This window comes from Chryseobacterium subflavum (genome assembly GCF_055762745.1).
The window spans coordinates 678532-704435 of the sequence record NZ_JBVTMR010000001.1; the positions used below are offsets into that span (position 1 = coordinate 678532).

At 37.4% G+C, this 25904-nt stretch carries 25 protein-coding genes; 15 read left to right on the forward strand and 10 right to left on the reverse strand.

The annotated features are described in order from the left end of the window. The first annotated feature begins 22 nt into the window (after positions 1–22). The 4 genes from AC0INN_RS03105 (at position 23) to AC0INN_RS03120 (ending at position 3786) form a co-directional block, all read left to right on the forward strand. The gene (locus tag AC0INN_RS03105; RefSeq protein ID WP_273647600.1) at positions 23–433 is read left to right on the forward strand and encodes a nuclear transport factor 2 family protein; all 411 of its coding nucleotides are present in this window, start codon (positions 23–25) and stop codon (positions 431–433) included. 975 nt (positions 434–1408) lie between these two features. Further along, entirely contained in the window at positions 1409–1900 is a 492-nt protein-coding gene (locus AC0INN_RS03110) for a cupin domain-containing protein (RefSeq protein ID WP_273647601.1), read from the forward strand. A 6-nt stretch (positions 1901–1906) separates the two neighbouring features. Continuing rightward, positions 1907–2746 (forward strand): AraC family transcriptional regulator, encoded by an 840-nt coding sequence (locus AC0INN_RS03115; protein ID WP_273647602.1) that lies wholly within the window; start codon positions 1907–1909, stop codon positions 2744–2746. A 23-nt stretch (positions 2747–2769) separates the two neighbouring features. After that, positions 2770–3786, forward strand: a complete 1017-nt coding sequence (locus AC0INN_RS03120; protein ID WP_273647603.1) for an NADPH:quinone reductase — start codon at positions 2770–2772, stop codon at positions 3784–3786. Between the two features lie 491 nt (positions 3787–4277). On the opposite strand, the gene AC0INN_RS03125 is transcribed toward AC0INN_RS03120, so the two are convergent. Then, entirely contained in the window at positions 4278–4469 is a 192-nt protein-coding gene (locus AC0INN_RS03125; protein WP_373428006.1) for a glycoside hydrolase family 30 beta sandwich domain-containing protein, read from the reverse strand. Here AC0INN_RS03125 and AC0INN_RS03130 point away from each other — a divergent pair. Further along, positions 4445–5299, forward strand: a complete 855-nt coding sequence (locus AC0INN_RS03130; RefSeq protein WP_273647604.1) for an erythromycin esterase family protein — start codon at positions 4445–4447, stop codon at positions 5297–5299. The genes AC0INN_RS03125 and AC0INN_RS03130 overlap by 25 nt on opposite strands. 232 nt (positions 5300–5531) lie before the next feature. Here AC0INN_RS03130 and AC0INN_RS03135 read toward each other — a convergent pair whose 3' ends face one another. Beyond that, on the reverse strand, positions 5532–7028 hold the full coding sequence (locus AC0INN_RS03135; RefSeq protein ID WP_273647605.1) for a BspA family leucine-rich repeat surface protein: 1497 nt from the start codon (positions 7026–7028) through the stop codon (positions 5532–5534). A gap of 434 nt (positions 7029–7462) precedes the next feature. Between AC0INN_RS03135 and AC0INN_RS03140 the strand changes: the two genes are divergently transcribed. The 3 genes from AC0INN_RS03140 (at position 7463) to AC0INN_RS03150 (ending at position 10793) form a co-directional block, all read left to right on the forward strand. Further along, positions 7463–8068 carry a DUF6134 family protein gene (locus AC0INN_RS03140; protein ID WP_273647606.1) on the forward strand — a complete coding sequence of 202 codons (606 nt, stop codon included), beginning with the start codon at positions 7463–7465 and terminating at the stop codon, positions 8066–8068. 165 nt (positions 8069–8233) lie between these two features. Next, a complete protein-coding gene (locus tag AC0INN_RS03145; RefSeq protein WP_273647607.1) occupies positions 8234–8698 on the forward strand; it encodes a hypothetical protein in 465 nt (154 codons plus the stop codon). A gap of 295 nt (positions 8699–8993) precedes the next feature. Continuing rightward, entirely contained in the window at positions 8994–10793 is a 1800-nt protein-coding gene (locus tag AC0INN_RS03150) for a BamA/TamA family outer membrane protein (RefSeq protein WP_273647608.1), read from the forward strand. A 78-nt stretch (positions 10794–10871) separates the two neighbouring features. On the opposite strand, the gene AC0INN_RS03155 is transcribed toward AC0INN_RS03150, so the two are convergent. The 5 genes from AC0INN_RS03155 to AC0INN_RS03175 form a co-directional block, all read right to left on the reverse strand. Further along, positions 10872–11255: a hypothetical protein gene (locus AC0INN_RS03155; RefSeq protein ID WP_273647609.1), complete on the reverse strand. Its 384-nt coding sequence runs from the start codon at positions 11253–11255 to the stop codon at positions 10872–10874. Positions 11256–11330: 75 nt separating this feature from the next. Next, positions 11331–11861 carry a Crp/Fnr family transcriptional regulator gene (locus tag AC0INN_RS03160; protein ID WP_273647610.1) on the reverse strand — a complete coding sequence of 177 codons (531 nt, stop codon included), beginning with the start codon at positions 11859–11861 and terminating at the stop codon, positions 11331–11333. Between the two features lie 59 nt (positions 11862–11920). Then, positions 11921–12379 carry a MaoC family dehydratase gene (locus tag AC0INN_RS03165; protein WP_273647611.1) on the reverse strand — a complete coding sequence of 153 codons (459 nt, stop codon included), beginning with the start codon at positions 12377–12379 and terminating at the stop codon, positions 11921–11923. A gap of 285 nt (positions 12380–12664) precedes the next feature. Continuing rightward, entirely contained in the window at positions 12665–13060 is a 396-nt protein-coding gene (locus AC0INN_RS03170; RefSeq protein WP_273647612.1) for a DUF3574 domain-containing protein, read from the reverse strand. A 226-nt stretch (positions 13061–13286) separates the two neighbouring features. Beyond that, the gene (locus AC0INN_RS03175) at positions 13287–14315 is read right to left on the reverse strand and encodes a rod shape-determining protein (protein WP_172277960.1); all 1029 of its coding nucleotides are present in this window, start codon (positions 14313–14315) and stop codon (positions 13287–13289) included. Positions 14316–14568: 253 nt separating this feature from the next. Here AC0INN_RS03175 and AC0INN_RS03180 point away from each other — a divergent pair, with 253 nt between their 5' ends. Then, a complete protein-coding gene (locus tag AC0INN_RS03180; protein ID WP_306611629.1) occupies positions 14569–15168 on the forward strand; it encodes a DUF6624 domain-containing protein in 600 nt (199 codons plus the stop codon). Between the two features lie 11 nt (positions 15169–15179). On the opposite strand, the gene AC0INN_RS03185 is transcribed toward AC0INN_RS03180, so the two are convergent. The 3 genes from AC0INN_RS03185 to AC0INN_RS03195 form a co-directional block, all read right to left on the reverse strand. Then, positions 15180–15878 (reverse strand): LytR/AlgR family response regulator transcription factor, encoded by a 699-nt coding sequence (locus AC0INN_RS03185; RefSeq protein ID WP_273647614.1) that lies wholly within the window; start codon positions 15876–15878, stop codon positions 15180–15182. Next, the gene (locus AC0INN_RS03190) at positions 15875–17542 is read right to left on the reverse strand and encodes a histidine kinase (RefSeq protein WP_306611631.1); all 1668 of its coding nucleotides are present in this window, start codon (positions 17540–17542) and stop codon (positions 15875–15877) included. Before AC0INN_RS03190 ends, AC0INN_RS03185 begins: the two co-directional genes overlap by 4 nt. A 113-nt stretch (positions 17543–17655) precedes the next feature. Then, the gene (locus AC0INN_RS03195) at positions 17656–18114 is read right to left on the reverse strand and encodes a MarR family winged helix-turn-helix transcriptional regulator (protein WP_172277968.1); all 459 of its coding nucleotides are present in this window, start codon (positions 18112–18114) and stop codon (positions 17656–17658) included. A 101-nt stretch (positions 18115–18215) separates the two neighbouring features. Between AC0INN_RS03195 and AC0INN_RS03200 the strand changes: the two genes are divergently transcribed. The 6 genes from AC0INN_RS03200 to AC0INN_RS03225 all read left to right on the forward strand — a co-directional run bounded on the left by AC0INN_RS03200 (position 18216) and on the right by AC0INN_RS03225 (position 25792). Then, positions 18216–19406 carry an FAD-dependent oxidoreductase gene (locus AC0INN_RS03200; protein ID WP_273647616.1) on the forward strand — a complete coding sequence of 397 codons (1191 nt, stop codon included), beginning with the start codon at positions 18216–18218 and terminating at the stop codon, positions 19404–19406. Between the two features lie 121 nt (positions 19407–19527). Continuing rightward, on the forward strand, positions 19528–21900 hold the full coding sequence (locus AC0INN_RS03205) for a TonB-dependent receptor (RefSeq protein WP_306611633.1): 2373 nt from the start codon (positions 19528–19530) through the stop codon (positions 21898–21900). An 86-nt stretch (positions 21901–21986) separates the two neighbouring features. Then, the gene (locus tag AC0INN_RS03210; RefSeq protein ID WP_172277974.1) at positions 21987–22412 is read left to right on the forward strand and encodes an HIT family protein; all 426 of its coding nucleotides are present in this window, start codon (positions 21987–21989) and stop codon (positions 22410–22412) included. A 308-nt stretch (positions 22413–22720) separates the two neighbouring features. After that, on the forward strand, positions 22721–23431 hold the full coding sequence (locus tag AC0INN_RS03215; RefSeq protein WP_306611635.1) for a DUF2071 domain-containing protein: 711 nt from the start codon (positions 22721–22723) through the stop codon (positions 23429–23431). A gap of 41 nt (positions 23432–23472) precedes the next feature. After that, positions 23473–23808 carry a TfoX/Sxy family protein gene (locus tag AC0INN_RS03220; RefSeq protein WP_273647620.1) on the forward strand — a complete coding sequence of 112 codons (336 nt, stop codon included), beginning with the start codon at positions 23473–23475 and terminating at the stop codon, positions 23806–23808. Between the two features lie 178 nt (positions 23809–23986). Beyond that, positions 23987–25792 (forward strand): serine hydrolase, encoded by a 1806-nt coding sequence (locus tag AC0INN_RS03225; protein WP_306611638.1) that lies wholly within the window; start codon positions 23987–23989, stop codon positions 25790–25792. The last annotated feature ends 112 nt before the right edge of the window (positions 25793–25904 follow it).

Here is a 25904-nt window from a genome sequence, read left to right on the forward strand (position 1 = left end):
ATCTCCTTTAATATATAACAAGATGGAACAGAAACATCCTTTACCTCCATTTACTCAGGAAACTGCTATACAAAAAGTACAGTTGGCAGAAGACGCTTGGAATTCTAAAGATCCTGAAAAAATAGCATTAGCATATACAGTTGACAGCCAGTGGCGCAATCGTTCTGAATTTATAACAGGCCGTGAAGAAATTATAAAATTTCTAACAGGAAAGTGGCAAAAAGAATTGGATTATAAATTGAAAAAAGAACTGTGGGCTTTTACGGATAACCGTATTGCTGTACGTTACGAATATGAATATCATAATGCAGAAGGCCAGTGGTTCAGAGCTTATGGTAATGAAAACTGGGAATTTGATGAGAATGGTTTGATGCAGAGACGTTTTGCAAGCGTAAATGATCTTCCTATACAGGAGTCTGAAAGACGATTTTAGCAACCACTTAAAAAAACAGTCTAATTAAGACTGTTTTTTAATTTATATTTAAATATCCTAAAAGTTACATTAAAAAAATTAAAAGACTTATTATCTAGCACGAAGTGGGGATAGTAGGTCTTAATTTGTATTAAATAACTTTAACCCCTTTTATTTCCACCATACATGCCTCTTTTAAAAATAGAACTGTTTTCATCTGTGAAAAATAAACCAATTCTACTTCCGCTGAAGTGACGATAGTAAATTTTTCGTCTATGAAAAGAAGTGAATCATTTTTTTCTAAAATAATCTCCGAATTTATTATAGAAAAGCCTGGATAAACGTGCAGCAGGCCGATAAGACCATTTTAAGACAATCTAGAAGGACAATGTTTGTATACCGAACAATCTTGTAAAAAATATTCAGGTCTGGCTGTTGAAGTGGGATTTGGTTTTTGCTGATTGAGATCCCAGCAAACGTCATTTGTTATTGCTGTAGAGCTTATCGAAATCCTGGATGATTACCTCTGGTTTCAGACTCTCTCCGGACTCGATATATATTTGTAGTCTCTCGAGCAACTTGGCCTGTCCGTCAATATCTTCTTCATGATAAATCGTTTACCAGTTTCCATCAGCATTAGTTTCTTGCTACCAAGATTTTCAGTGAATCTTCAGAATCCGAATGTTTTACTTTTCCTATACTGAAATAAGAAAGAATTTCATTTTTAACGTGAGGATGCATAGGGATTTCTGTTTACTCCGAAATGTCACGTGATCTATTATTCCGATACTTCCAATATCTGAGTCTGCAGTAATTATTTGAACCAGGATAAAGTATCTTGATCGGATCGTGATCTTTAGTGTATTCCCTGATATTTTTTGTAACATAGTTTCTTTTTCTTTTCATTATTTATCATTTGAGTATTGTGACAAATGTCAACGTTTTGAAGCTATATGGTCTGTAAATTTGCTTACAGAAAACCCTAAGCTGAAAATTATGGAATCAGAGATAAGCATCAGAGATAAAGAAAAAGGAAAAAGATTGGGTGTTGCGGGCGGTAATTACAGAGTAATTGTGTCAGGTGATGACACTGATCAAAGTTATGCAGTCATCGAAATGACGGTTCCGCCCGGAGGCGGTCCCCCGCCTCATTCTCATCCGGATACACATGAAATATTTTACGTACTGGAAGGAGAAGTTGAAATTAAAACAGAGAAAGGAAAAGAAGTCGTTTCTCAAGGTGGATTTGTAACAATCCCTCTTGGTGGTGCAATTCATTGTTTTAAAAATACATCGGATTCTTTTGTTAAACTTCTTTGTACGGTTATGCCTGCAGGTTTGGAAAAGATTTTTGAAGCGATCGGCCAGCCAGTGGCAGAAAATGAATTTTTACCCGTTCCCGAAATGACGGAAGAAAGAAAAAGTTTTTTAAAACATTTGGATGAACTTAATGGACAAAAAACTTATGATGTTAATTATTTAGATTAAAAAATTATGATTTTTACGAATGATTTAAATGAAACATTGCAGGTCTGTAATCTAGACCAGACAAATGCTGATATCGTTTCAAACGTACAAAAAACTGACATGACTTTTATATGGAATACGGGGCAATCCATGAAAATAGAGGTAGATAAATATGTTTATATTCTTCAAAAGAATCAGATTATATTTCTAACAGAATTCCATAAGATTGATTCTCTGGAGATTGAGTCTGCCAGAATGGTAAGATTTAATCAACCGTTTTATTGTATTGTAAACCATGATAATGAAGTTGGTAGTAAAGGAATGTTGTTTTTCGGAGCTTCGGACATTCCTATCGTTACTGTTGATGATGATATGATAAGGGATTTTGAGTTATCTTGGGAGATTTTTTGCTCGGAAATAAATAAAAACGATATTCTTAAGCAAGACATGTTACAATCTTTATTAAAAAGAATGTTAATCTTATCTGTAAGAATCCTCAGACAGTCAAACAAATTTAGTAATCTTGAAAAAAGCCAAAGTGATGTAATCAGGGAATTTAATTATTTGGTTGAAAGACATTTTGCAGAGCATCACGATGTTGCTTTTTATGCTTCCAGACTCAATAAATCTCCAAAAACATTGTCGAACTTATTTTCTCTTGTTTCTAGTCGGGCTCCGCTTCATATAATTCATGATAGAATAATGATTCATGCAAAAAGACAGATTAATTATTCTGGTTTATCCATAAAAGAGATTGCTTACGAACTTGGATATGATAATATTCAGACGTTCAGTCGGTTTTTTAAAAGTAAAGAAGGAGTATCCCCTGTTCATTACCGTAAAAAAGTTACAGAGTCTGTGTATTAAGTATTAATTAAAAAATAAAAGTTATGACAGATAAAATTACGATGCATGCTGCTTATTTTGAACAACAGGGATCAGCATCCGACGTTTTGCAGGTAAATCAATTGCCGATTCCTGTTCCCGGACGAGGAGAAGTTCGTATCCGTGTTATTTTATCAGGCGTCAACCCTTCTGATATAAAATCGAGGACAGGTTTTTTGGGGCCTATGCTTTTTAACAGAATTATACCACATCAGGACGGTGCAGGTATTATAGATGCTGTGGGAGAAGGAATAGATGCTATAAGGATTGGCGAAAGAGTTTGGATATATGAAGCACAATATGGCAGAGCAAATGGAACAGCATCCGAGTACATTGTTATTCCTGCCAATCAGGCTGTACAACTACCTGAAAATGTTTCTTTTGAGACTGGTGCAAGTTTAGGAATAGCAGCAATGACCGCGCATTATTGTTTATTTGCAGACGGGAATATCGCAGGTCGAAGGGTATTAATTCAAGGGGGAGCAGGAGCAGTCGGTGAAGCGGCAATACAGCTTGCTAAATGGTCAGGAGCATGGGTTGCAGCTACCATAAGGAACCCGGATGACGAAATGCGTGTCCGTTCAAAAGGATCAGATGTTGTTATCAACATGAGTAACCAAGATGTAGCTGAGGAAATAAAAAAAGCAACAGACGGTCGGGGAGTGGACCGGATTATTGAAGTTGACCTGAGTTCCAATTTAAATATTGATCTTGCAAGCATTGCAAAAGGCGGAGTTATAAGTACATACTCTGCAAAAAAAATGGACGAAAATTTCGCTCTTTCGATATTAAATTCCATGATAAATAATATTGCCTTCCGATTTGTATATGTCTATACAATGCCAGAAGAATTTAAAAAGAAAGCGATTGAAGATATTAGTAATTGTATTAGTGAAGGAAAATATACTCCTACTATTGGACTCACTGTTCCTCTTGACAAGATTTGGGAAGCGCATGAAGCGTTGGAGTTTCATAAGGTTAAAGGGAAAGTACTTGTACGGATTTTAAATGACGAAAATTAAAATAGGCAATGATACACTTTAGTGTACCAATTCATTTTCTTTTTAAAAAGTTGAAGCTTAAAGATTATAAGAGAAAAAACTTCGGTAATAATATACATAAGTGTACCAAAATATATTTTTAATGTAAATGCAATTTTTAAGATTAGTAACGCAATTTTTGTAGTTAAGTAACCTCGCATTAAATTTTAGTTTTGTATCTACAATTTTATTAACTTTCTTTTAATTGGATTCTATTGCTTTTTTTAGACAACCCGATCTCATGCTTCTCTGATTAGGAAAGCCTGTCATTAACTGTTTATATAATACTGAATTTCTGGTACCAGTAACAGAAGAAATATCGAAACATTTAGTGGAAGATTTAGAAAGAATTGCAGAATTGAATAATCTTGTCATGTGACCAAAACAAGCGTATCTTCAAACATTTTTATTGATGATCTAATTCGCCTAGCCAAATTAGACAGGAATTGTTAACTACCTGGTGCAGTGGATGACTATGAGACACTGCCAATCCATTTGAATGTGGCCGCCGAATTGGCAGGTATGCTATAGGTGAAGGATTGTGCCCCCCATTTGACTTTGCATGAAGTTGCTGAGCTGCTATTATTGTATGCGATAAGAACCTTTGAACCATCGGGATTTCTAAATGCTGTTGCACGGAATGTATTTTTGGCTTTGGCAAACACAAGAGACCTTGGATTTTGTTGAATGGTTAAAGCTTCATAACGAAAATATGAATAACAAAATACTGTTTGACGGCTTTGACATGCAATGTTATTTTGGAGCTTTACAGCAGATTACAGACATTTATAAAGCAAATAATTATGAGCTAGATGATATTAATAATCTGACTAAAATTTTAAAAGAAAACAATCGAGGTCAAAGAAAATATACAGATAAAATTCAGGATGCTATAAATAACTTATTGGATAAAATCTCCCAAAATGCTGTGAAAATTGATGATGCAGAGACAAAGAAAAGATATTTACAGAATATTACAGTAATAAGACAAAATATACAGGTTGGAAGTTCAGTTACCAGGGATAAATTTATGGCTGAAAATATAGATTGGATCAAACAAAATTATAACCCAAGCAGGGTAATCGTATCTGCCCATAACTTCCATGTTTCTAAAGAAGATTCCTCGTCAATGGGGTTTCATATAAACAAAAAATATCAAAGTGATTATGTGAACTTTGGATTTGCATTTTTTGAAGGGAATTACACGGCGAGCGTAAATAAAAAGATAGGAACATTCACATCACAAACATCACCACAAGGTAGTTTAGAATATAATTTAAATTCATTAAACATACCTTATTTTGTGTTAGATTTAAAATCTATAAAGACTGATAAAAATGAATTGGGAGAATGGATATTGAAAAAGATTCTGTTTCGAAAAACCGGTTCCGGAACTGAAAGTAATGAGTTTAGAAAAACAAATATTGCAGATTCTTTTGACTATTTGATTTTTATCAATAAATCTTCGCATTCAAATTTATTGAGAGGATTTTAACAGGAAATACACAACAGATGAAAGAAATTGATAAGTCGTCATGGTTCACAGTTGCTTAAAAATGCATTTTTGTGCATCCACAAGCTGCTAAAGCGGTAAGGATAATATAGTAATTATCAAATTTTTGTCATTTTATATTGCCTTTTAAATTTTCTTCACCTACATAAATATAATACTTAAAAAGCTCCAAAGTACAATGACTTTGGAGCTGATTTAATTGTAAATTAACCTGTTATTGCTTGATTATTTTAGTTAGAGTCGTATCACCTTTTAAGAAATAATCTCCCGATGGATATTCAGTAAGATCGATCGTGTTTTTCCCTTTTCTAAACATCATATTTTTAATGAGGTTACCATTGATATTATATAAATGAACATTTTCGTCCGAAGCGGATTCCACATTAATCACTCCTGTCGTTGGATTAGGATAAGCAGAGGTTTTTGTTTTTGGTGAAACTTCTGTTGTTGACAGAAAACAACCGGCAATATAGGAATCTCCAATAATATTAAACCCTTTATTGATCAGCTGAGCTCTGGCCAGCATAGCCTGCGGTGTAGAATAAACAAGTCCTGTTGCATCTATAGTTCCGGATGTTATTGTTGAGTTCCCCCATGTAGGATTATTATTCAGAGCAATAAGAAACTTACTGTAATTCGTACATGATAAGCCCGCATTTTTAAATCCAAAATAGATTGCATTCCAGCTGAAATTTTGAAGCTTGATGTTCCACGAAGAAATATCCTGGTCAAAATGGGAAGCACCCGAAAACATATTAAATCCGGCAATATAATCAACCTTGCTTACGTCCCAATTTCCAATGGGCTGATTGAATGATACTGCATTTTCAAACATATGCTCAAAATCTTTTACTTTACCTGTATTCCAGTTATTAAGAGGCTGATTAAATGCTTTTGCATTATAGAATGTATAACGGAAATTAGTAGCATTTTCCGTATTCCATGAATTTAATGGCTGATTAAAAGAAGTAGCATCCGAAAACATAGAAGAGAAGTCAGTTCCGGACATTGTATTCCAGGAAGAAATATCTTGATTGAAAGAAGAAGCAGAAGAAAACATGCCGCTAAAATTGGTTACTTTTGCTGTATCCCAGTTTCCAATATTCTGATTAAACAGAGTAGCTCCGCTGAACATACCGCTCATATCCGTAATATTGTACGGATTCCAGTAAGAAAATGAAGTGTGCCCTGTCAAAGATGAACAGTTTAGGAACATTTGTGACAAATTGTTTATATGTGTAAGGTCAGGAGTATCTGCAGCCGTTACATTAAGACTGGGACAGTTCGCGAATGCACTTTCGAATTGCTGGAGCCATGTAGTATTTCCCCACTGACTTACTTCTATGAGCTCCTGATTTCCCTCAGGAGGCATAATACCGGTATTGGCCCTGAACCCATAAAATAATCCGTTACCGCCGGATACTTTCACTTCGTAGGTGGCTTGCAGAGGATCCGCATGTAATGAAGGTCCGAAATTTATGGTTATAGGATTGTTACTGTTTGAAGTGACAGAATTCATGATTCCATTATGCTGAGGATATCCTACTTCTTCCCAATAAATGGTGTAATCGGTTCCTGTGCCGCCGAACTTTATTGAATGATCAATAATGCCATTTGCATTTGGTTTCCAGAGCGTAGTAAATTCATTCTGCGCGTAGGAAATGAAAAAAGAAAGAAGAAAAATGATTATCAGTTGTTTTTTAAACATCATGTAAAAAAGTTGTTTTTAGGTTAAAATTTGGCTTAGTAAGACAATTAATTTCCCGGGATTCTTTATCTTATCTCTAATACAAAGGTACTTTTGCACAGCGACAGAACTCGTCGTATTAAAAATTATCATTTCTTTTTTTGAGTTTTTTGATGAAAATTATCCTGTAAATATTGGTAACAACAGAACAATTTAAATTGGAAAGAGTGTGAAGAAAAATGTATCCCATGTCAATTGGGTTGCAGCAATACGAATCGGTGGCTAAGCTTAGTACAATTATTTTAAAAAAGTTCAATTTTATAAACAAGAACGAAGATCCGTATTCAAATATCTCATTTTTAATCATTTAAATTATTTAAAATAATAAGTTCACATTTATCCTCCGGAACATTTTAAGCTTTTTCCCGGACTAATTTTGCTTCATAAATATTTTTATTATGAAAGCACTCCTGATTTTTACGGTGATGGTGTACAATTATTTTCAACCTTTCATGGCACCACCCATTAACAAAGAATTGAACTATTCCATTATCAAGGACAATAAAATGATTGGCAAGATCCATGTGGAACGTTCTCTAAAAGATGATGTCACTGAATATCTTTTTGAATCCAGGGCCAAAGTAAAACTTCTTTACAGTATTGAAATTTATGACAAAATGGGGGTTACCTTTAAACAGAATATCCTTCAGCAGGCCAGACTTTACCGGACAATGAACGGGAAACTAAAGGTGAACAATACCGCTACCTGGAACGGAAGTTTTTATCATCTTTCGGATAAAGATGGAGCTAGTGGCTCGCTGAAACAGTCAATTTTCAGTTCGACGGCAAGTTTGTATTTTAATGAACCGGGAAATATAAAATCCGTTTTTTCGGAGAAATTCCAAAAAATGATTCCTGTCCGGAAGATTACTTCGGGAAAGTACAGAATCGATCTGCCCAACGGAAACTCCACTACTTATACCTACAGCAATGGAATTTGTACTTTGGTGGAAGCCGATACGGATTTTGCGAACTTAAAATTTGTTCTTGATCAGAACCGATAATCAGGAGTAACAAATGACCTGAACCCTTTCTCCTAAAGGCCGAAATCAATACATTTAAAAACAGGGAAATATTATTGTTGACAGTGTTTTTTGTTTTGGTAATAATATCACAGGATCTTTCAAAAGAAAATACTGATTTTTGCGTTTATTTCTTAAATTTGACTCATGCGAAAGAATCTTTATTGTATCCTTATATCATTTTCTCTTGTGAGTTGCTATACTTATCAGGTAAAAAAACAGGCCGATCCCACAGCCGACAATAAGCAGGCATCCAAAATGAGCTCTGGTAATAATGCACCTGCGCAAACGAAAAATCCAAACGCTGATTCCCAAAATCTGAATCTGCAACAAGTATCCGCTCCTGTGAATGTTCAGGAGAAGCTCTCACCTAATAAAAATGTGAGGATTGAAGCAGACGGCAAAACCTACAAAGTAATAGTGGACAGATGGGAGAGTGATAGTCTGGTTGCGCATCCGGTCCATAATCCCAAGAAAATTCTAAAATTTCATAAGAATCAGATTAATGCCGAAAGAATTGCTGAAAAAAGATTTTCGCAACCCATAGCTGATATCATTACGGTAGCGGCCTATGCCGGTGCGGGGGTTCTTATCTGGTCGCTTTTGAAATAGTTTTCTACAAAAGTTTTTTGCGCTATTACGGTTGAACACCCCAGTATTTCGCTTGCTGTTTATTTTGGTTCAAAGCGCAATAAATTGCCAGTTGATCTATAACAAAGTAATTGATTGATTTTGAATTTGTTTCAGTTCAACTTATACCAAAAGATAACTTTTCATTTGCTATCTGCAGATGCATTCATCTTTCCTGGAGTGAAAGATGATGTGATTTCAATAGAATTTAGTACGTTTTTAATTCTTATTGGCTTGTAAATTGATATTATCAAGCTTATTGAATTTTTGATGACTAATGACTAGATCTACTATATTTTTAATTTTGCTGTTCAGTGGTTTTTTCTTTTTAAATGCACAGGAAAAAAAAGATTCTCTTTATTACAAAATAGAAGAATTTTCGGATCATCATAAAGTGACCAAATTCTTTCACCGTCTCATATTCCGTAGAGAAGCGGATTCTACTTCTGTTAAGTCCAGAACTGAAAAGCTATCGCAGGAGAAATATAACAGGAAATACATCAGAAATATCCGTATAGAAACGATAGACCCCTTTGGATATGGTTCCAAGGATACCAAAGAGCAATCTAAATGGTACGACTGGATCACCAATCACCTTCATCCTAATACCAAGACTTCTACGGTTAATAATTACCTGCTTTTTCACGAGGGGGAAGAGTATAATGCGCAGAAACTCTATGAATCCGAACGTTTGTTGAGAAAGATGGCTTTTGTCAACAGGGTTCATATCGGTGTTGAGGAAAGTAATTCCAACAATGATTCTATTGATGTGGTGGTAAGGGTTCTCGACTCATGGAGTTTAAAACCCAGGCTAAGCTACTCGGGAAGTAAAATCGGCCTTGGAGTTACGGAAGAAAATGTTCTGGGATTAGGCCATACCTTCGATTTCCTTTACCGAAACGATTCTAAAGAAAAGCAAAACTACCTTTTGGGAAGTTACACGGCCTATAACCTTTTCGGGTCCTATGTTGATGCACAGATTCTGGGGGAGAGGGATTTTTTTAAAAATGAAAGAATCAACTTCAATGTCAGGAGAGACTTTTTCTCACCGCTCACCAAATGGGCCGGTGGTGTTAGTCTGGAATATTTCATGAGGCATGTTTTACTTCCTGTAGAGAATGATACAACATATCCGGAAGTCCAGATCAAGGTATATAGCCAGGATGTATGGGGTGGATATCAGATTCCTGTTTCATCCGATCCGAATGAAAAAGTCTCCAGTAATATTGCCATAATCGGGAGGTTTCAAAACTATCAATATAAAGACAGCCCGGGAATCGACCGGTATCAGTATTTTAATTCTTACAGCAGTTTCCTGATGTCTATCGGGTTTATCCAAAGAAATTTCTCGGTTCAGAAAAATATTTTTCAATATGATTTGCCGGAAGATATTGCTTATGGTAAATCGTTGAATTTGACTGCCGGGGGATTGTCAAGGAATAACGACGTAAAACCATATGTGGGAGTTGCGGCATCTTATGGTAATTTTACCAGGCTGGGATATTTTAATTTAAAAGCTGAGTTCGGAAGGTTTTTTAATGAAGACAATCAAAATCGCGAGTCCTTCCGGTTGGATGGAACTTATTTTACCCATCTGATGGATTGGAAATTTGCCAAGGTGAGACATTTTTTCTCTCCGACCCTGGCTTTGGGAAATCCACAGCATAACTATTCGTACAAAGACAGAATTAATCTTTCGGCTTCAGATGAATTTCCGGTTTATAACTCGGATTATATCGGGACTAAGAAACTGGTTCTGAGATATCAGCTTCAGTTGTTCGTTAATAAAACATGGAAGAATTTTCACTTCAGCCCGTATTTAACCGCCGCAGTGGGCTGGCTGGGTATGCCTGATGACAAATTACTGAAAACAACAGCCAACACAAAAATAGGAATTGGTGTTCTGATCAATAATCCTTTTCTGGTATTCAACAGGATCCAGATCTCTTTTACTTATTATCCGCGTGTTCCGTTTGATAATAATTCGGTTTTTGATTTTAACAGCAACCGAAATAATCTTTTACCAATCAATAACTTTTCGACCGATATTCCGCATTTTGTGAATTTTGGAAATTAAAGAACAGTTTTTTATACTTTCGTTTAAAGAGCCTTCCTGAGAAGGCTCTTTTTGTTTTAGATTATAGCCCGAAATAGATCAAACTTCAGAACCTAATTTTTTTTCAGATGAATCACCTTCTAAAAGGAAAGTTAGTTCGTCACAATGGACTACTTTGTCATTTTTGAATTTGAATTCTGCAAAGACTTTGTGTTTTACTACCTCTTCATTCTGAAGAATACTGGTCACATAATGCTTTGTAATCACGCAATTTTCATCACTCATTATATTGTCAAACACTACCTTTTGCTCAACTACTTTTTCCTTTAATTTCCGGATATGATTTTTAAAAGAATTAAAATCCAGCATTACCCCATCTACCTCCTGAATATAATCTTCACTGAAGTATTTGTTGATCAGGGATTCGTCATAATTTTTGTTTTCTATGACTTCTTTGAATACGGCTTGTATTAATTTTTCCATTGTTGATATAATTTTCAACAAATGTAGCCTGGAAGTAAGTGATCCGTCGTTAACAATTGTAAAGAAATGAAGCGTTCATCGATTTCTGATCCTGCTTAAGCTGACCGGCGTCATACCGAGGTAAGACGCGATCAAATGCTGAGGAATACGGAGGATGATTTCCGGATTTTCTTCAAGAAGCTTTTTGTAGCGCATCTCCGGCTTTTCCCGGATCTGAGAGATCAATAACTGCTGGTAATCATTTACCCGGCTTATGAGATATTTATTAAAGAGATTCACGAAGGTAATGTCTTCGGATAATGTATCGATATCCGTTTTTTCTACTGATAAAAGGCTGCATGCTTCGATCGTTTCCACTGTATAAGAGCTTGGCTGATGATAAAAGAAGCTCTCGGAACAGCAAAAAATATGATTTTCAAACAGGAATTGAAATGTGACTTCTTTACCGTCATAATTTGTCCAGCCTCTCAGAATTCCTTTTTTTAAATAATAGAACTTTCGCGAAACTGTTCCTTCTTCGATTATTACGCTTTTAGGCCCGTATTTTTCTTCTTTCCCGGATTTGAAAAGAAGATCAGTAAGCTGATGTAATTCGTGGTCTTTCATAGAATGCAACTAAACATTATTCATGTTTACGGGATGAAAATAATGAATTCTTCCTGTTTTTAAGCGAAGTGGTAAAGAAAAATAACATCACCGGTGTATGCGGGTTTCTCTTCACCTTTAATGATCAGCTTAGCCTGGATCACCGCTTTAACAGTTCCTCTGAGGTTGGATATCATTTTTGCGGTGGCTTGTAGCTGTACTTCGCTGTTAACACGTACAGCCTGCCCAAATTTGAAGCTTTCTATTTCGTAATTGATTTCCATTTTTACATTACGGACATCCGCTATCTGCTTCCATAAATAGGGGATAAGAGAAAGAGTGAGATACCCGTGGGCTATGGTTGATCCAAAAGGTCCTTCTTTTTTTGCCCTTTCCGGATCGACATGTATCCATTGCCGGTCTAAAGTTGCATCAGCAAATTTATCGATCTGTTCCTGATCTATCTGATGCCAGTTGGAAACACCTATGGTTTTTCCTTCATAGGACTTATATTCTTCAAAATTGTTGATCGTTACCATTGTATTTCCGTTTATTTTTTAACCTGATCGGCTTTATTGTTTTACTTACCAAGTTTCCTGCCAAGTTAAGGCTATTGATCCGGAATTACATATTAAAACTCATTTCACTTTTTTGGTTGTTCTTTATATGAATGATGATGAGGGTTTTGAACAAAAGAATTTCACTTTGAGCTTACTTGTAAAAAATATAAGTAAAATCAGTTACTAATGATTTTTCTAATGGAAAGGGTATACACGGAGTTTCCTGAAGGATGAAATGTAGGAAAAGAGTAATTTACAAACAGATTATGTCTTACTGATGAATTTTACTTTGGGCTTGCTATCTATTCTCAGTACACTTTGCTGGTGAAATTGACGAATATACTTTTGTGTAATACTGTCGAGGGAAGCATTTCTTTCTTTGGTGGGTTTACCGAGAAAGGTCACCACCTTGGTATTTTCGGAAATGGTTTGTTTGGTCTGGGTGTCCATCCATTTCCCGACAGCATCTACTTCTGTATATCCCTCAGGGAAGTAGTGGGTAATAACCCCGTCACAAAATTCCTTCCACTGCCGCTGGGTTACATTGCCTCCGGTCGGGATATTGGTTCCAAAATACAGATCGGTTCGCTGCATGGTAGCGCAGGAAGTAAGAACAAGACTGAAAATAGATACAGATAAGGCTGTTTTTAAAGTTTTCATGGCTTTTTGGGTGATGATATGTTGGAACACTTTTTCCTTTTTAGTATTGCTTTTCTTATAATCCGGATGCAAATTATGTACTCAGCAAATATAAAATTTTAATTAAAACAATTCAATTTCAGGTGATAAATATATTTTAACCATTTGTAATATTGTTGTTTTTTACCCAACACAAAAAGGCCTTAAATATGTATTCAAAGCCTTTTGCTATTTATTCCGGTCAATATTAGTTACTCATCAGGAAACTAAACTTATTGATGTTTTTAAGCGCGATACCTGTACCTCTTACAACGGCTCTCAAAGGATCTTCCGCCACACATACAGGTAATCCTGTTTTTTTGTGTATTCTGTCTGCAAGTCCATGAAGAAGGGCGCCACCTCCGGCGAGATAGATTCCCGTTTTATAGATGTCTGCTGCCAGTTCAGGCGGAGTGAGGGAAAGCGTTTCCATCACCGCATCTTCAATTCTCATCAGGGATTTATCCAGGGCTTTAAAAATCTCTTTGTAATTCACCATGATCTCTTTAGGTTTCCCGGTGATCATGTCTCTTCCCTGTACCGGAATGTCTTCCAAAGGATAGTCCAGCTCTTCCAGTGCAGATCCGATTTCGATTTTTATTCTTTCAGCTGTTCTCTCTCCAACATACAGATTGTAATAGGATCTCAGGAAGTAAGCAATATCATTGGTAAAGACATCTCCGGCTATTTTAAGCGATCTGTCGCAAACGATTCCACCCAGTGCAATGACTGCAATTTCAGTCGTTCCGCCGCCTATATCTACGATCATATTTCCTTCCGGATTCTGAACGTCAATACCCGCACCAATTGCAGCGGCCATTGGCTCATAGATCAGCTTAACTTCCTTTGCATTCACTTTCAATGCAGAATCTTTTACAGCCCTTTTTTCCACTTCCGTAATCCCTGAAGGAATGCAAATGACAATTCTAAGTGCTGGCTGTATAAATCTTCCCTTAATTCCCGGTATCTGTTTAATGAATTCTTTGATCATGTGTTCGGAAGCATGAAAATCAGCAATCACACCGTCTTTCAGCGGACGTACTGCTTTAATATTTTCATGGGTCTTCCCCTGCATAAGCTTCGCCTGTTCTCCGACTGCTATTGGTTTTCCCGTTGTACGGTCAATAGAGACGATCGAGGGCTGATCAATGATGATTTTGTTATTATGTATAATTAGTGTGTTAGCGGTTCCAAGATCCATTGCGATCTCTTGTGTAAACATATCAAATAGCCCCATCTTTTTCGTTGTTTTTTAGGCTGCAAAGTACGGCTTTATGTATTAAAATCACAGCCTCCGAATTTAAGTAAAGGCGTTAAAGTTGTGTTAATTATCTTTCTCCCTAATCTGCATTCCAGAGTTTTAGAAAGTTTCCCGGGAGTGTCAGAGTTCAATTGATTAGTTTAAAATATAGAGTATATTTATAAAGGCAGATCAAGATAGGTATTAAGCGATCAAAAATACCTGTAGTAAATATTATTAAAAACTTATTATGAGCCATAACCATTTTGCAGAAAGAATTATTGAACTAAAAAATGAAGATCTCGAATTGCATGATCAGCTTATCAAAAGAGGGGAACTCGGGGAAGGATATCATAAAGAAATGGAACAATTGCATAACAGGAATGCGAAAAAACTGAATGATATCATGGATATTATTGGTTACCCCGGTATTGACAAAGTGGGTAAAGAAGCCAGTGAAGCTGCCTGGCTGATTATACAGCATGCTATCGGCCAGCCTGAATTGATGAGAAAATGCGTCCGGTTATTAAAAGATGCAGTAGACGAACAAAAGGCCGATCCTAAAAATCTCGCCTATCTTAGTGACCGGATTGCCGTGTTTGAAGGAAAGCCGCAGCTATACGGAACCCAATTTGACTGGAATGAGAACGGAGAAATGGTCCCGAATTTTATTGACAATATCACAAAAGTTAATGAACGAAGAAAATCTGTTGGGCTGAATACACTCGAAGAGCAAACGGCCATAATCCGTGAGCAGGTAAAAAGAGAAAATCAATCGCCACCTGAAGATTTTAGCAAAAGAAAAAATGAGCTGGAAATCTGGAAGAAGAAAGTAGGATGGATAAAATAAAACGGTAACAATCAAATGGTCTTATTTCTGAGCTCTTTGTATTTTGAACGTCCAATCGGAAGGATTTCCCCGTTTTTAAGCAATAAGCCGTAACGGGAGCCGGAGCTGATGGTGATCTTTTCAGCTTGAGACAGATTGACAAGATAGGATTTGTGAATCCGCTCAAATTCTCCCGGAAGAAGCTGTTGTAAAAGCTCTAAAGATTTATCGTGCAGCTCCTGCCGGCCATCTTTTAAGTGAAGTTCGGTATAAATTCCGGCTCCTTTTATATAAATCAAATCCGAAATATTCACCAACCGTATTTGTCCGGATCTCTTCACAGCCAGGTATTGGATATCGTCACCGGATTTGATGGAAGGGCTGCTAAAACGGTTAAGAGCCTGAAAAAGCCTGTCCTCATCAAAAGGCTTGGGAACAAAGTCCAGTACTCCATATGCAAAGGCAGTGATTGCTTTATCGGTATTGGCTGAAACAATGATGGTGTGAAAAGAAGAGGCTACCATATGTTCCAATACTTCAAAACCATTATCACCATTGAGGTTCAGATCGAGAAGCAGCAGATCAGGAAGATCGTGTTCTATTTGGGAAAGTCCTTTTTGCAGAGAATCGCAAACTGTAATCCGAACAGGTCTGTTTTCGAAGAATTTTGCTGTCATACGCTGCAGGCGATGTGCGATCCTTGATTCGTCCTCTATAATCAGTATATTCATGATCTTGTAATTTGAATGGTCGATAGCCAACTGTTTTCTGTTTGAACGGATTTGAATACCCAGTTTTGTCCGTAACTTTCTGTCAGACGGGCACGAATATATTTAAGTCCGTTGCCGCCACTCCGGCTTGTGAATACCTCACGGTTTTTTGCAATGGTTTCGAATACATATTTGTGATGATTTCCCGATAAGGAATAGCTCAGTTTAAATGTAATGATATTTCCGGGCAATGGTTCACTGTGGGTAATGCCATTTTCCAGTAAAGTATGAATAATGGCGGGTGGAATGAATTGCGTTTCATCTATTCCGTTTTGCTCCCATTTATAGTTTATCTCTTTCCGGAAACCCATAACTGAAAGATGCTGCCGGCAAAGTTCGAGCTCTTTTGTTATGGGAATCAGGGTCTGTTCGGAAATCTCGTTCATAATGTCAAACTCTGCGGCCAATGCCTGGATGAAGCGCGATCCTTCCCTGGGTGATTCTTCGACCCAGTCCATCATAGAGGTCAGGGTATTTCTCAGGAAATGAGGCTGAATATTTTTTTTCAGCAATTCCAGTTGCAGCCTTGAAGAAAGCAATACAGCCTGCTGGTGTTCGGCTTCAATAACACTGGTCCGGATCGAGTGCAGGTAAAGCATGCTTAAAACAATGATAGTGAAGCTGATAAAGAGTCCATAGTCGTAAAAAATAAATTTATGCATCAAGCCGCTGATCAAGAGTCCTGCCAGTACGATAAAACCTCCTTTTTCTTTTTGGATAATGCCGTTCAGAACGACAATGATAGCTGCTATCAGCATTGCCAGACTGTATAGTCTTGCGGTAAGGTCGTAGTGTCCGTAATTAAATCCATATAATAATAAGAGTGTTACCAGAAGGGCTGCCATGAGCCACTTTCCTCTTTTAAAATTAAACTGAATAATAAAATACCAGGGAACCAAAAGCGCATTGGCAAAGGTGAGCCATCCAATAATTTCCAGGCGGATAAAAAACTGAGAGTAGGGAATAACCACATGAAATTTAAGGTATTCCATGATCAGTAAAACAAAAAATAAAAGGCAGGTGGTTGCAAAAATAAGGATATCAAGAGGTCTTCGCCTGCTGTTCAGGTACAGGAAAAAATAATAGACTGCTGCAATAAGAAAAGCTCCTGCCATGAGATTCATGTACGACATGGTAACCAGGGGCTTGGTTAATAAGGTCGTGTATTTATTCATCTTAAATCCAATGTCACGATGTACATGAGGAAGTAATGATTGAGAAGTTCGCAATGCAACAATATGGGAACCCGGTGAAATCAGGCTGTCCGGAACTCTGTAATAACTGCTTTCGGAACCTGGGGTTTCAGGTTTTCCATTTTGAGGTAATTGTCCGTTGTTTCCGATAAAAACACCATCCCAATATACTTCAAATGCGCCAAAAGATTCAATCTGAAGTCCTAAAGGCGTAAGTTCAGGTTCTACTTGCCGGAGATCAAGACGGGTCCGTGACCAGAATATCTTATCAGAAGTATCTCCTCTTACCCGTGACCAGTTTTTGTCATTGTAGTTCTTAGCTGCCCAGGCCGGATCATCTCCTGTTTTATACAGCGATACAGGTTCATCATTCTGAATAACCGGGATATTCACCAGGTTCAGGAATACCAATAAAAGCAGGACCTTATGCATAATGTAAATATACAAGGTAATGGATAAATCCTGGTTGTCGTTTGAAAGTCTGTAGAGCTGTTTGCATGTTTTTAATTAGGTTGCAGATACATAGACTTATTTATCACATCATATTACAGATCCGATGTCATCTGGTTCAGATCATCACTGCTTATCTGAAGTATTTTTTCCATAAAACCGTTGATAATATCGAGTTCCTGGTCAGAATATGTTTTGAATAATTCTGTTGTAGCAGCTATTAAAGGAGCGTATAACGGGAATACCCTTTGTTGTATGGTATTTAAGTTGGGTTCAATAATTACTTTTCTTCGGTCAGATTTATCCAGGACCCTTTTTACAAAATCTGCTTTTTCAAGGCGATCGATCATTTTGGTAACGGCTCCTCCTGATATTCCTGTTTCGCTGGAAAGTGTTCCAGCAGTCGCTTTTCCGTTTCGTAACAGGACTTCCAAAGCTTCAAGATCGGTAGGATTGATTTTCAATTGAGCGGCGATAAGATTGCTCCTTCTAACAGCATGGGTACTTTGTTCTTTGAGTCTTTCACCGATTTGTTCTATTTTATTTCTGCTCATTGTTGTTGGTGTAAAATAATTTATTTTACTTTATGAAATATTTCATAAGTAAAATAAAATCAAACTTAATTATATACAAAGTAAACAAAAACCGATCAGTTATGGAAGAGAATCGAAAAGCCATTATTTTAGGTGCCGGAATTGCTGGTACAGCCATGGCATTATTCCTTGAAAAAATTGGTATTTCCTCCGAAATCTTTGAGCTAAGATCACGAAAGGAAACTGCGGGTGGTGGCCTGAATATAGCACCAAACGGAATGAATGTACTGGCAGAGCTTGGCCTGGCAGAGGAAATTATTCAAAGCGGATGTCCCGTTCATGAAGGAGTTTTTAGAAATGCCAAAGGAAAAAGGCTGGCAAAAATGCTGTTTACAGATCTGCAGAAGTTTCCGCAACCTGCAGTCAGTATGAAGAGGCAGACATTGGTAGATATCTTAAGGAAAGCTGTCCGAACTAAGAATATCCCGCTTTATTTTGAAAAGAAATTAAAAGATATTGTCCAGACTGACGATGGGAAAGTGATCGTTTACTTTGATGATGATACTGTTTCAATCGGGGACCTGTTGATTGGAGCAGATGGGATCAATAGTGAGGTAAGAAAGTCCGTTGCCCCTGAAATTCAACCGGAATTTACCGGGATTGTTTCGCATGCCGGTTTTATTTCAAGAGATAAGCTGGCAGATTTAACAGACAGGGAGTTCAGGAACATTAATTTTATTTATGGCAAAAACGGTTTCTTTGGCTTTAGCGGAGCAAACGATAAAGAATTAATGTGGTGGACCAACGTCATTTCCCAAATGCCCTGGTCTAAAGATCAATTGAAAAACATTCATGTGGATGAGGAAAAGGAAGTTTTGAATAAACAATATGGAAGCTATAGTTTTCCGGTATCGGATATCATTAATAATGCAGATTCTTACATACGCGTCAATGTTTTTGATGTACGTTTTCTTCCTGTTTGGTCTCATCGAAAAATAATACTGATAGGAGATGCAGCCCATGCGGTAAGTCCAAACTCCGGACAGGGAGCGTCTATGGCCCTGGAAGACGCAATGTTGCTGGCTAAATTGCTCAGAGATCAAAAAGAATGTCTGTCCGCATTTTCACTATTTGAACAAGAGCGCAGACCTCGGGTAGAAAAAATTGTACTTGAAGGAAGAAAAAGGGGAGAGGATAAAGTAGTGGTAAACGGTTTTAAGCAATTCATCAGGGAAACTATGATTAGAATTTTCATCAATCTTTTTGGATCAAAAGGAAACGACTGGCTTTTCAGCTATAAGATTAAGTGGTAAAAGAGAGAAGTTTACAGAAGTAATAGTTGAGTCTAATCTTCCGGATTGCTGTTCGAAAGCCTCTGGAGCGGTTCACATGTTTTTACTTTAAACAGACATGAGCACGTTCTAATTTTACTTCATGAAACAATTAATAATCATCTTTCTGATCATGTTGGCAGCTCCGCTTTATTTTGCCCAGCAAGCCATGATAAAAGGCGTCATCAGCGAAAATTCCGGACAGCCATTATCCGATGTGACCGTTACATTAAAGGACAGTAACGATAAATCCATTGCAGTGGCTATCTCAGATAGCAAAGGAGCATTCCGGCTGGACCAAATTCCCATGGGAAATTATAGCATTGTTTATCACCTGATTGGTTATCGGGAAAGCCATAAACAGATACAGGTAAACTCGGAGACAATACATGTCGGAACTGTTCTCCTGGAACCTGATGCAAAGCTTTTAGAAGAGGTTTCTTTAACAGGGAAACGAGGCCCAGTCAGTTTGAAGCTTGATAAAAAAATTTTTGAAGTAGGTAAGGATGTTCTGTCACAATCGGGAGCAGTTACCGATTTGTTAAACAGGGTCCCTTCCGTAAGTGTAAATCCGGGTGGCGGGATCAGTTTACGAGGGAACAACAATGTCCTCATACTGATTAATGGACGGAGAACAGGGTTAACGCAAAGCAATGCATTGGAGCAATTGCCAGCGGATCAGATAGAACGGGTAGAAGTGATAACCAACCCTTCTTCAAGGTTTGACGCAGCCGGAACAGCCGGTATTATCAATATAATCCTTAAAAAGAATAAAAAAGCAGGTTTTAGTGGCCAGTTGCGTGTTGTTGGAGGTATTCCCAATGAAACCAGAATAAGTCCCAGTCTGAATTTTAAATCCAATAAACTCAATTTATTTGCTACGTACGGACTCAGGTTGTCTGATTATGTGGGGGTATACACCATGCAGCAGTCTTCAGGACTTTCCGATGCCTCTTATTTACTGGATCAGAGACAGGATGAAAACAGGCATGACGATGCCAAACTGTTATATTTTGGAGCAGATTTTCAAATTAATGATCAGAACAGCCTTACTGCTGCTTTTCTCCGGAACTCAACACGTGATCATGATAAAACCCGTATGAATTATCTGTACTCTGGGAGAAATAGTTTGGCAGACAGCAGTGTCACACGCAATGGAGAATCCTGGGAAAAGAGGAGCTACAATCAGCTGGAGTTTAATTATACCAAAAGCTTTGATAAGCCCGGAAAGAAATTTACTGTCGATATGCAGTATGATTTCTGGGACAGTGATAAAGAATGGAATCTTGAAACGCGAAGGGTTTTCCCGTTGGCGGCTGGCTTGCCTTTGATCAGGACAGGTTCAGTAGGAAGCAGTAAGGATTTTATGATCAAAACGGATATGATCCACCCGCTGGACAGTACTTCTACCATTGAATACGGATTAAAATTGGAGGACCGCAGGGTCAACAGTGATTTCATTGCTGAGCAGAAAAATATTTCAGGCTGGGATATCATTGATCAGATTGATAATCACCTTTTATATAAAGAGCTGATCGGAAGTGGCTATGTTCAGTTTTCAGGTAAGAAAGGAGCCTTTAGTTATCAGGGAGGATTACGTGGTGAGCTTACCAAAATAGGAATTGAAGACCGGATGGGAACCTACACAAGCAATAAAAATTACACCCGTTTGTTTCCAACATTAAACCTAAGTTACCATTTTAACGGGAATACGACTTTGCAGGGCAACTATAGCAAGAGGATCAACAGGCCGTCCCTTACCATGATTTATCCTTTTAATGAATTGACAGATCTCAGCAGCCGTTATGTGGGAAATCCGGATCTTAATCCGTCATATGCACAGGTAGTGGAATTTTCTTTTCTAAAGAACACAAAGACGCTTACTTTTAATCCATCGGTTTACTACCAAAGAAACAAGGGGATAATTGAGGATTACACGTACAGGAATGCTGAAGGGCTTTTTATTACCATGCCTGTAAATATTCATAAAGAAACCCGGAGTGGAATAGAGCTGTCCGTATTATACAATCAGTTAAAATGGATTCAGCTGAATACAGAGCTCAACCTGTTTCATTATGCAAAGGAAGGATCTTATCGGGAACAGACTTTTGATTTTTCAGGAACTACACTGACTGCCCGTTTAAGTGCTCAGCTTAAACTGAAGGATAAACTTTCTTTCCAGACAATATATAATTTCAGGGGGGGCAATGCAACAGCTCAAACCCATACTAATGCGGTACACAGTATCGACTTTGGATGCAGCAAAACTTTTTTAAAAGACAGGGCAACCGTCACATTTGATGTGAGCAATCTTTTTGAATTACGCAAACTAAGCAGCGTAACCACCGGAGCAGATTATGTGATCAACCAGACCAATATCCCTAATGCCGCCCGATATCGCCTGACGTTGGTCTACCGATTGAATATAAAAGATAACCAGGCTGTGCGGCAGGCCAAAACAGGAAACCGTAACTAGATTTATCTTTTTTTTGTTGAATAAACAATCCTGTATTTTATGATCATTTCCGTTTTACTATTTTTATAAAAAACTTTCCAGCCCTTATGAACAATTGTATTTTTTGTAAAATAATAAACAGAGAACTCCCTGCAAGCATCATCCACGAAGATGATCAGGTAATTGCTTTTATGGACATCCAGCCCGTTAATCCGGGACACATATTAGTAGTGCCGAAAATACACAGGGAATTCATTGCCGAACTGGACGAAGATCTTACTTCAGGAATGTTCAATGTTGCTGCTAAAATTAATAGGGCCCTTAGGAAATCGGATATAAGATCTGAGGGAATCAATTATTTTCTTGCCGATGGTGAAGCTGCCGGCCAGGAGGTTTTTCATACCCATCTGCATATTTTCCCGAGATTCCGTAATGATGGTTTTGGTTTGCGGTTTGGTGAAAGATATTCAGTCCTTCCGGATCGCAAAGAGCTTGATGAGGTATGTACATCTATTAAAAAGATGATGGAATAATGTAGAAAAAGTATTTTCCCAATATTCTGAGCATACAGTTCACGATCGGAATTTGAATTTCAGGATATGATTTGTTGAGGATTTATTATTTGGATAAAAGCAAAAGAAAAGGTGCAGATTAAAATTAATTTTTTCATAATACTGAAAGCAATTATAGCAGCAAATCTCATAAAAAAACAGCAAATAAAAATAGAACGAAATTAACATCTTTTCTGTGTAAAACATATTGAAATACTTTATCAGGTTGACCAAAAAATGAATTACATTTGTCTCTAAGACAGGGGATGGCCGCATCTTAACATATAAAAATGAAATTACCAGAAATACATGGATATATAGATCGAAGGATTTTGATCAATTTTACTGCTGATCCTGACGCAGTAGAAAAGATTCTCCCTTTTCCATTCAGACCAAAGCTTTATAAAAATAAAGCAATAATAGGTATTTGCCTGATTAGGCTTAAAAATATTAAAGCGTTGGGGCTGCCGGATTTTATGGGGATCGATTCCGAGAACGGAGCACACAGAATTGCTGTTGAATGGGACGAAGGCGGAGAGGTAAGGACCGGGGTATATATTCCGAGAAGAGATACTTCATCGAAGATCAATACGCTTATAGGCGGACGTGTATTTCCGGGTAAACATTATTATGCGAAATTTAATGTAAAGGAAAATAACAAGCATTACCATGTTGATTTTAAAAGCTCCGATCAGCTGATTACTTCAATTGATGCTAAGGAAATTGAAGTATTTGATAATCATTCCATATTTGAAACATTGCAGAAGGCTTCAGACTTTTTTCAGGAGGGATGTCTCGGGTATTCGCCTCATAAAGATAAGCTGGAAGGACTTCAGTTGAATACCTATACATGGGAAATAAGACCTCTTGAAGTGATGGATTTGAAATCAACTTTTTATGAAGATGAAACACTTTTCCCAAAAGGCTCTATAACGTTTGATAATGCTTTGCTGATGACCAATATCGAGCACACATGGAAATCGATGCCTGAAAAATGGTGATTCATTAAAGAGTATACCTGCAAGAATTAAAAAAAATAATCATGTACAACGAACAACTGGTAAACCGGATAAGAGAAACATTGATGCATGAGAATAATGTGGTTGAGAAAAAAATGTTCCAGGGATTAAGCTTTATGGTAGATGATAAACTATGCATCGGAGTTCGTAATGAGGAGATCTTATGCAGGATTGATCCTCAACAAGCAGAGCTGGAGCTGGAAAAAGAGTATTGCCGCCCGATGATTCATGGGAAAAGGGTAGCAAAAGGGTATATTTTTGTGAGTAAAGAAGGATATCACAAAAACAAAGATTTTCAATACTATATAGACCTCTGTCTTGCTTATAATAAAGTGGTTCAAAAGGCAAAAAAGAAATGAGGAGCCCTTCTTTTCATTAGATTTTTTTCAAGGATCGGAAAATAAAACACTACAGGAACTGTATCAGCAATCTATGGGATGAATTTGACTGCCTTGAATATAATAATAGGTATCTTATAAAATTAATTCCGCTGATATTCGTAATACTTACTTATTTTTAGGCTATTAATTAAAAATTATGAAAACCGGAACTCGTTTTTATATTGTATTATTTCTAGGGCTGATTTCCAGTTCTTTATCTGCACAGACAGATGCTCAGCTGAAAAATGAAATTGCCCGGATAGAATCAGGTTTATTACCTGCCGTGAGATTTGAGGGAGAATCTGCATGGAAACTGGAAGACCGAATGAAGTTTTATAATATTCCAGCCGTCAGTATAGCAGTGATCAGAAATTACCAGGTGATATGGACCAAAGCATATGGACTCGCAGATGTGGAAAATAAAACTCCAGCTACCACCGCTACCTTATTTCAGGTTGCTTCTATGAGTAAACCTGTAACGGCTTATGCTGCATTAAAGGAGGTAGAAGAAGGAAAAATAGATCCCGATGCTGATGTGAACAGATATCTGAAATCCTGGAAAATTCCTGAGAATGAGTGGACAAAACAGAAGCCGGTAACGCTTAAGAATATTCTTAGCCATACAGCCGGTTTCACCGTACATGGATTCCCCGGATACGAGGCAGGAAAACCTCTTCCTACAGTGATTCAGGTGTTGAACGGAGAAAAGCCTGCCAATACTGATGCTGTGAAGGTGGATAAGCTTCCCGGAAAATCTTTTCGTTACTCTGGCGGTGGATATACTGTGTTGCAGGAAATACTTACAGATATTGAAGGAAAGGATTTTGCAACTTTGATGAAGGAAAAAATCCTGATGCCTCTCGGAATGAAGAACAGCAGCTTCACTCAGCCTTTGCCAGAATCTCAATCCGTAATTGCCGCAACAGCATATTTAGAAAACGGAACTAAAGTCCAGGGCAGATATCATATCTATCCTGAACAGGCCGCCGCCGGTTTATGGTCCACAGCAGAAGACTATGCCCGTTTTGTGGTCGATATCCAGAATACGTTGAATGGTAAAAGTAATACCATTATTTCCAAAAAGATGGCGGAAGCATTTACCACTCCTTACATTGAAACTTTTGAGGGATTAGGTGTTATGCTGGAGACCTATGGCAATCAGGTATATTTCTCCCACGGTGGCTGGAATGAAGGTTTTTCCAGCCTTTTTACGGCGAGTAAAACAAGTGGGGATGGAATTGTAGTATTAACCAATACCAACAAACCTCAGTTTATCAATGAGGTTATACGTTCTGTGGCAACTGAATATCAGTGGCCGGAATTTATGGCTCCCACTCTTAAAATTTTACCTTTAAAACAAGAGGATTTCAGCAATGCTGATCGATATAAATTCAATAAGTATGGTGTTTACAGGGTATATCAGGAAAAGGGAAAACTGATGATGAAGATGAATATGGAAACACCGATTGAACTTCTTAAAATCGGGGAAAATAACTATGCGTTAAGAAACTGGAATTTTAAAATAAGTTTTAGGACTAACCCAAAGACAGGAAAACGTGAATTGATGGAAACACTCCTGAATAAAACCATCCGTTCGGAAAACCCACAATGGGCGAAAGATGAGAAAGGACCATTGGAATTGATTAGCGAAGGATATTTTGAAAAAGGTCTGGAAGCTTATAAAAAAGCAAAAAAAGAAGATGCGGATAATGAAATGCTTTCCGAAGACTATATTAACAGTCTCGGTTATACCTTACTTCGCGAAAAGAAATATACCAATGCAATAGATTTTTTCCGTGTCAATACCCAATTGTATCCCCAAAGTGCAAATACTTACGACAGTCTTGGGGAAGCCTACCTTGAAGCAGGACAAAAAGATAAAGCTTTGGAAAATTACCGGAAAGTGCTGAAAATCAATCCGGAGAATGAAAATGCAATTAAGATTTTAAAAACAACAAAATAAAAGTTTTTAATTAGCGCCCCTGAATTCCAGGGGCGTTCATTTTGCCGTTCCTATTTCACGGTTTAATCAATGAGTATTTTTCTTTATTGTGGCTCATAGTTCCATTTAATAA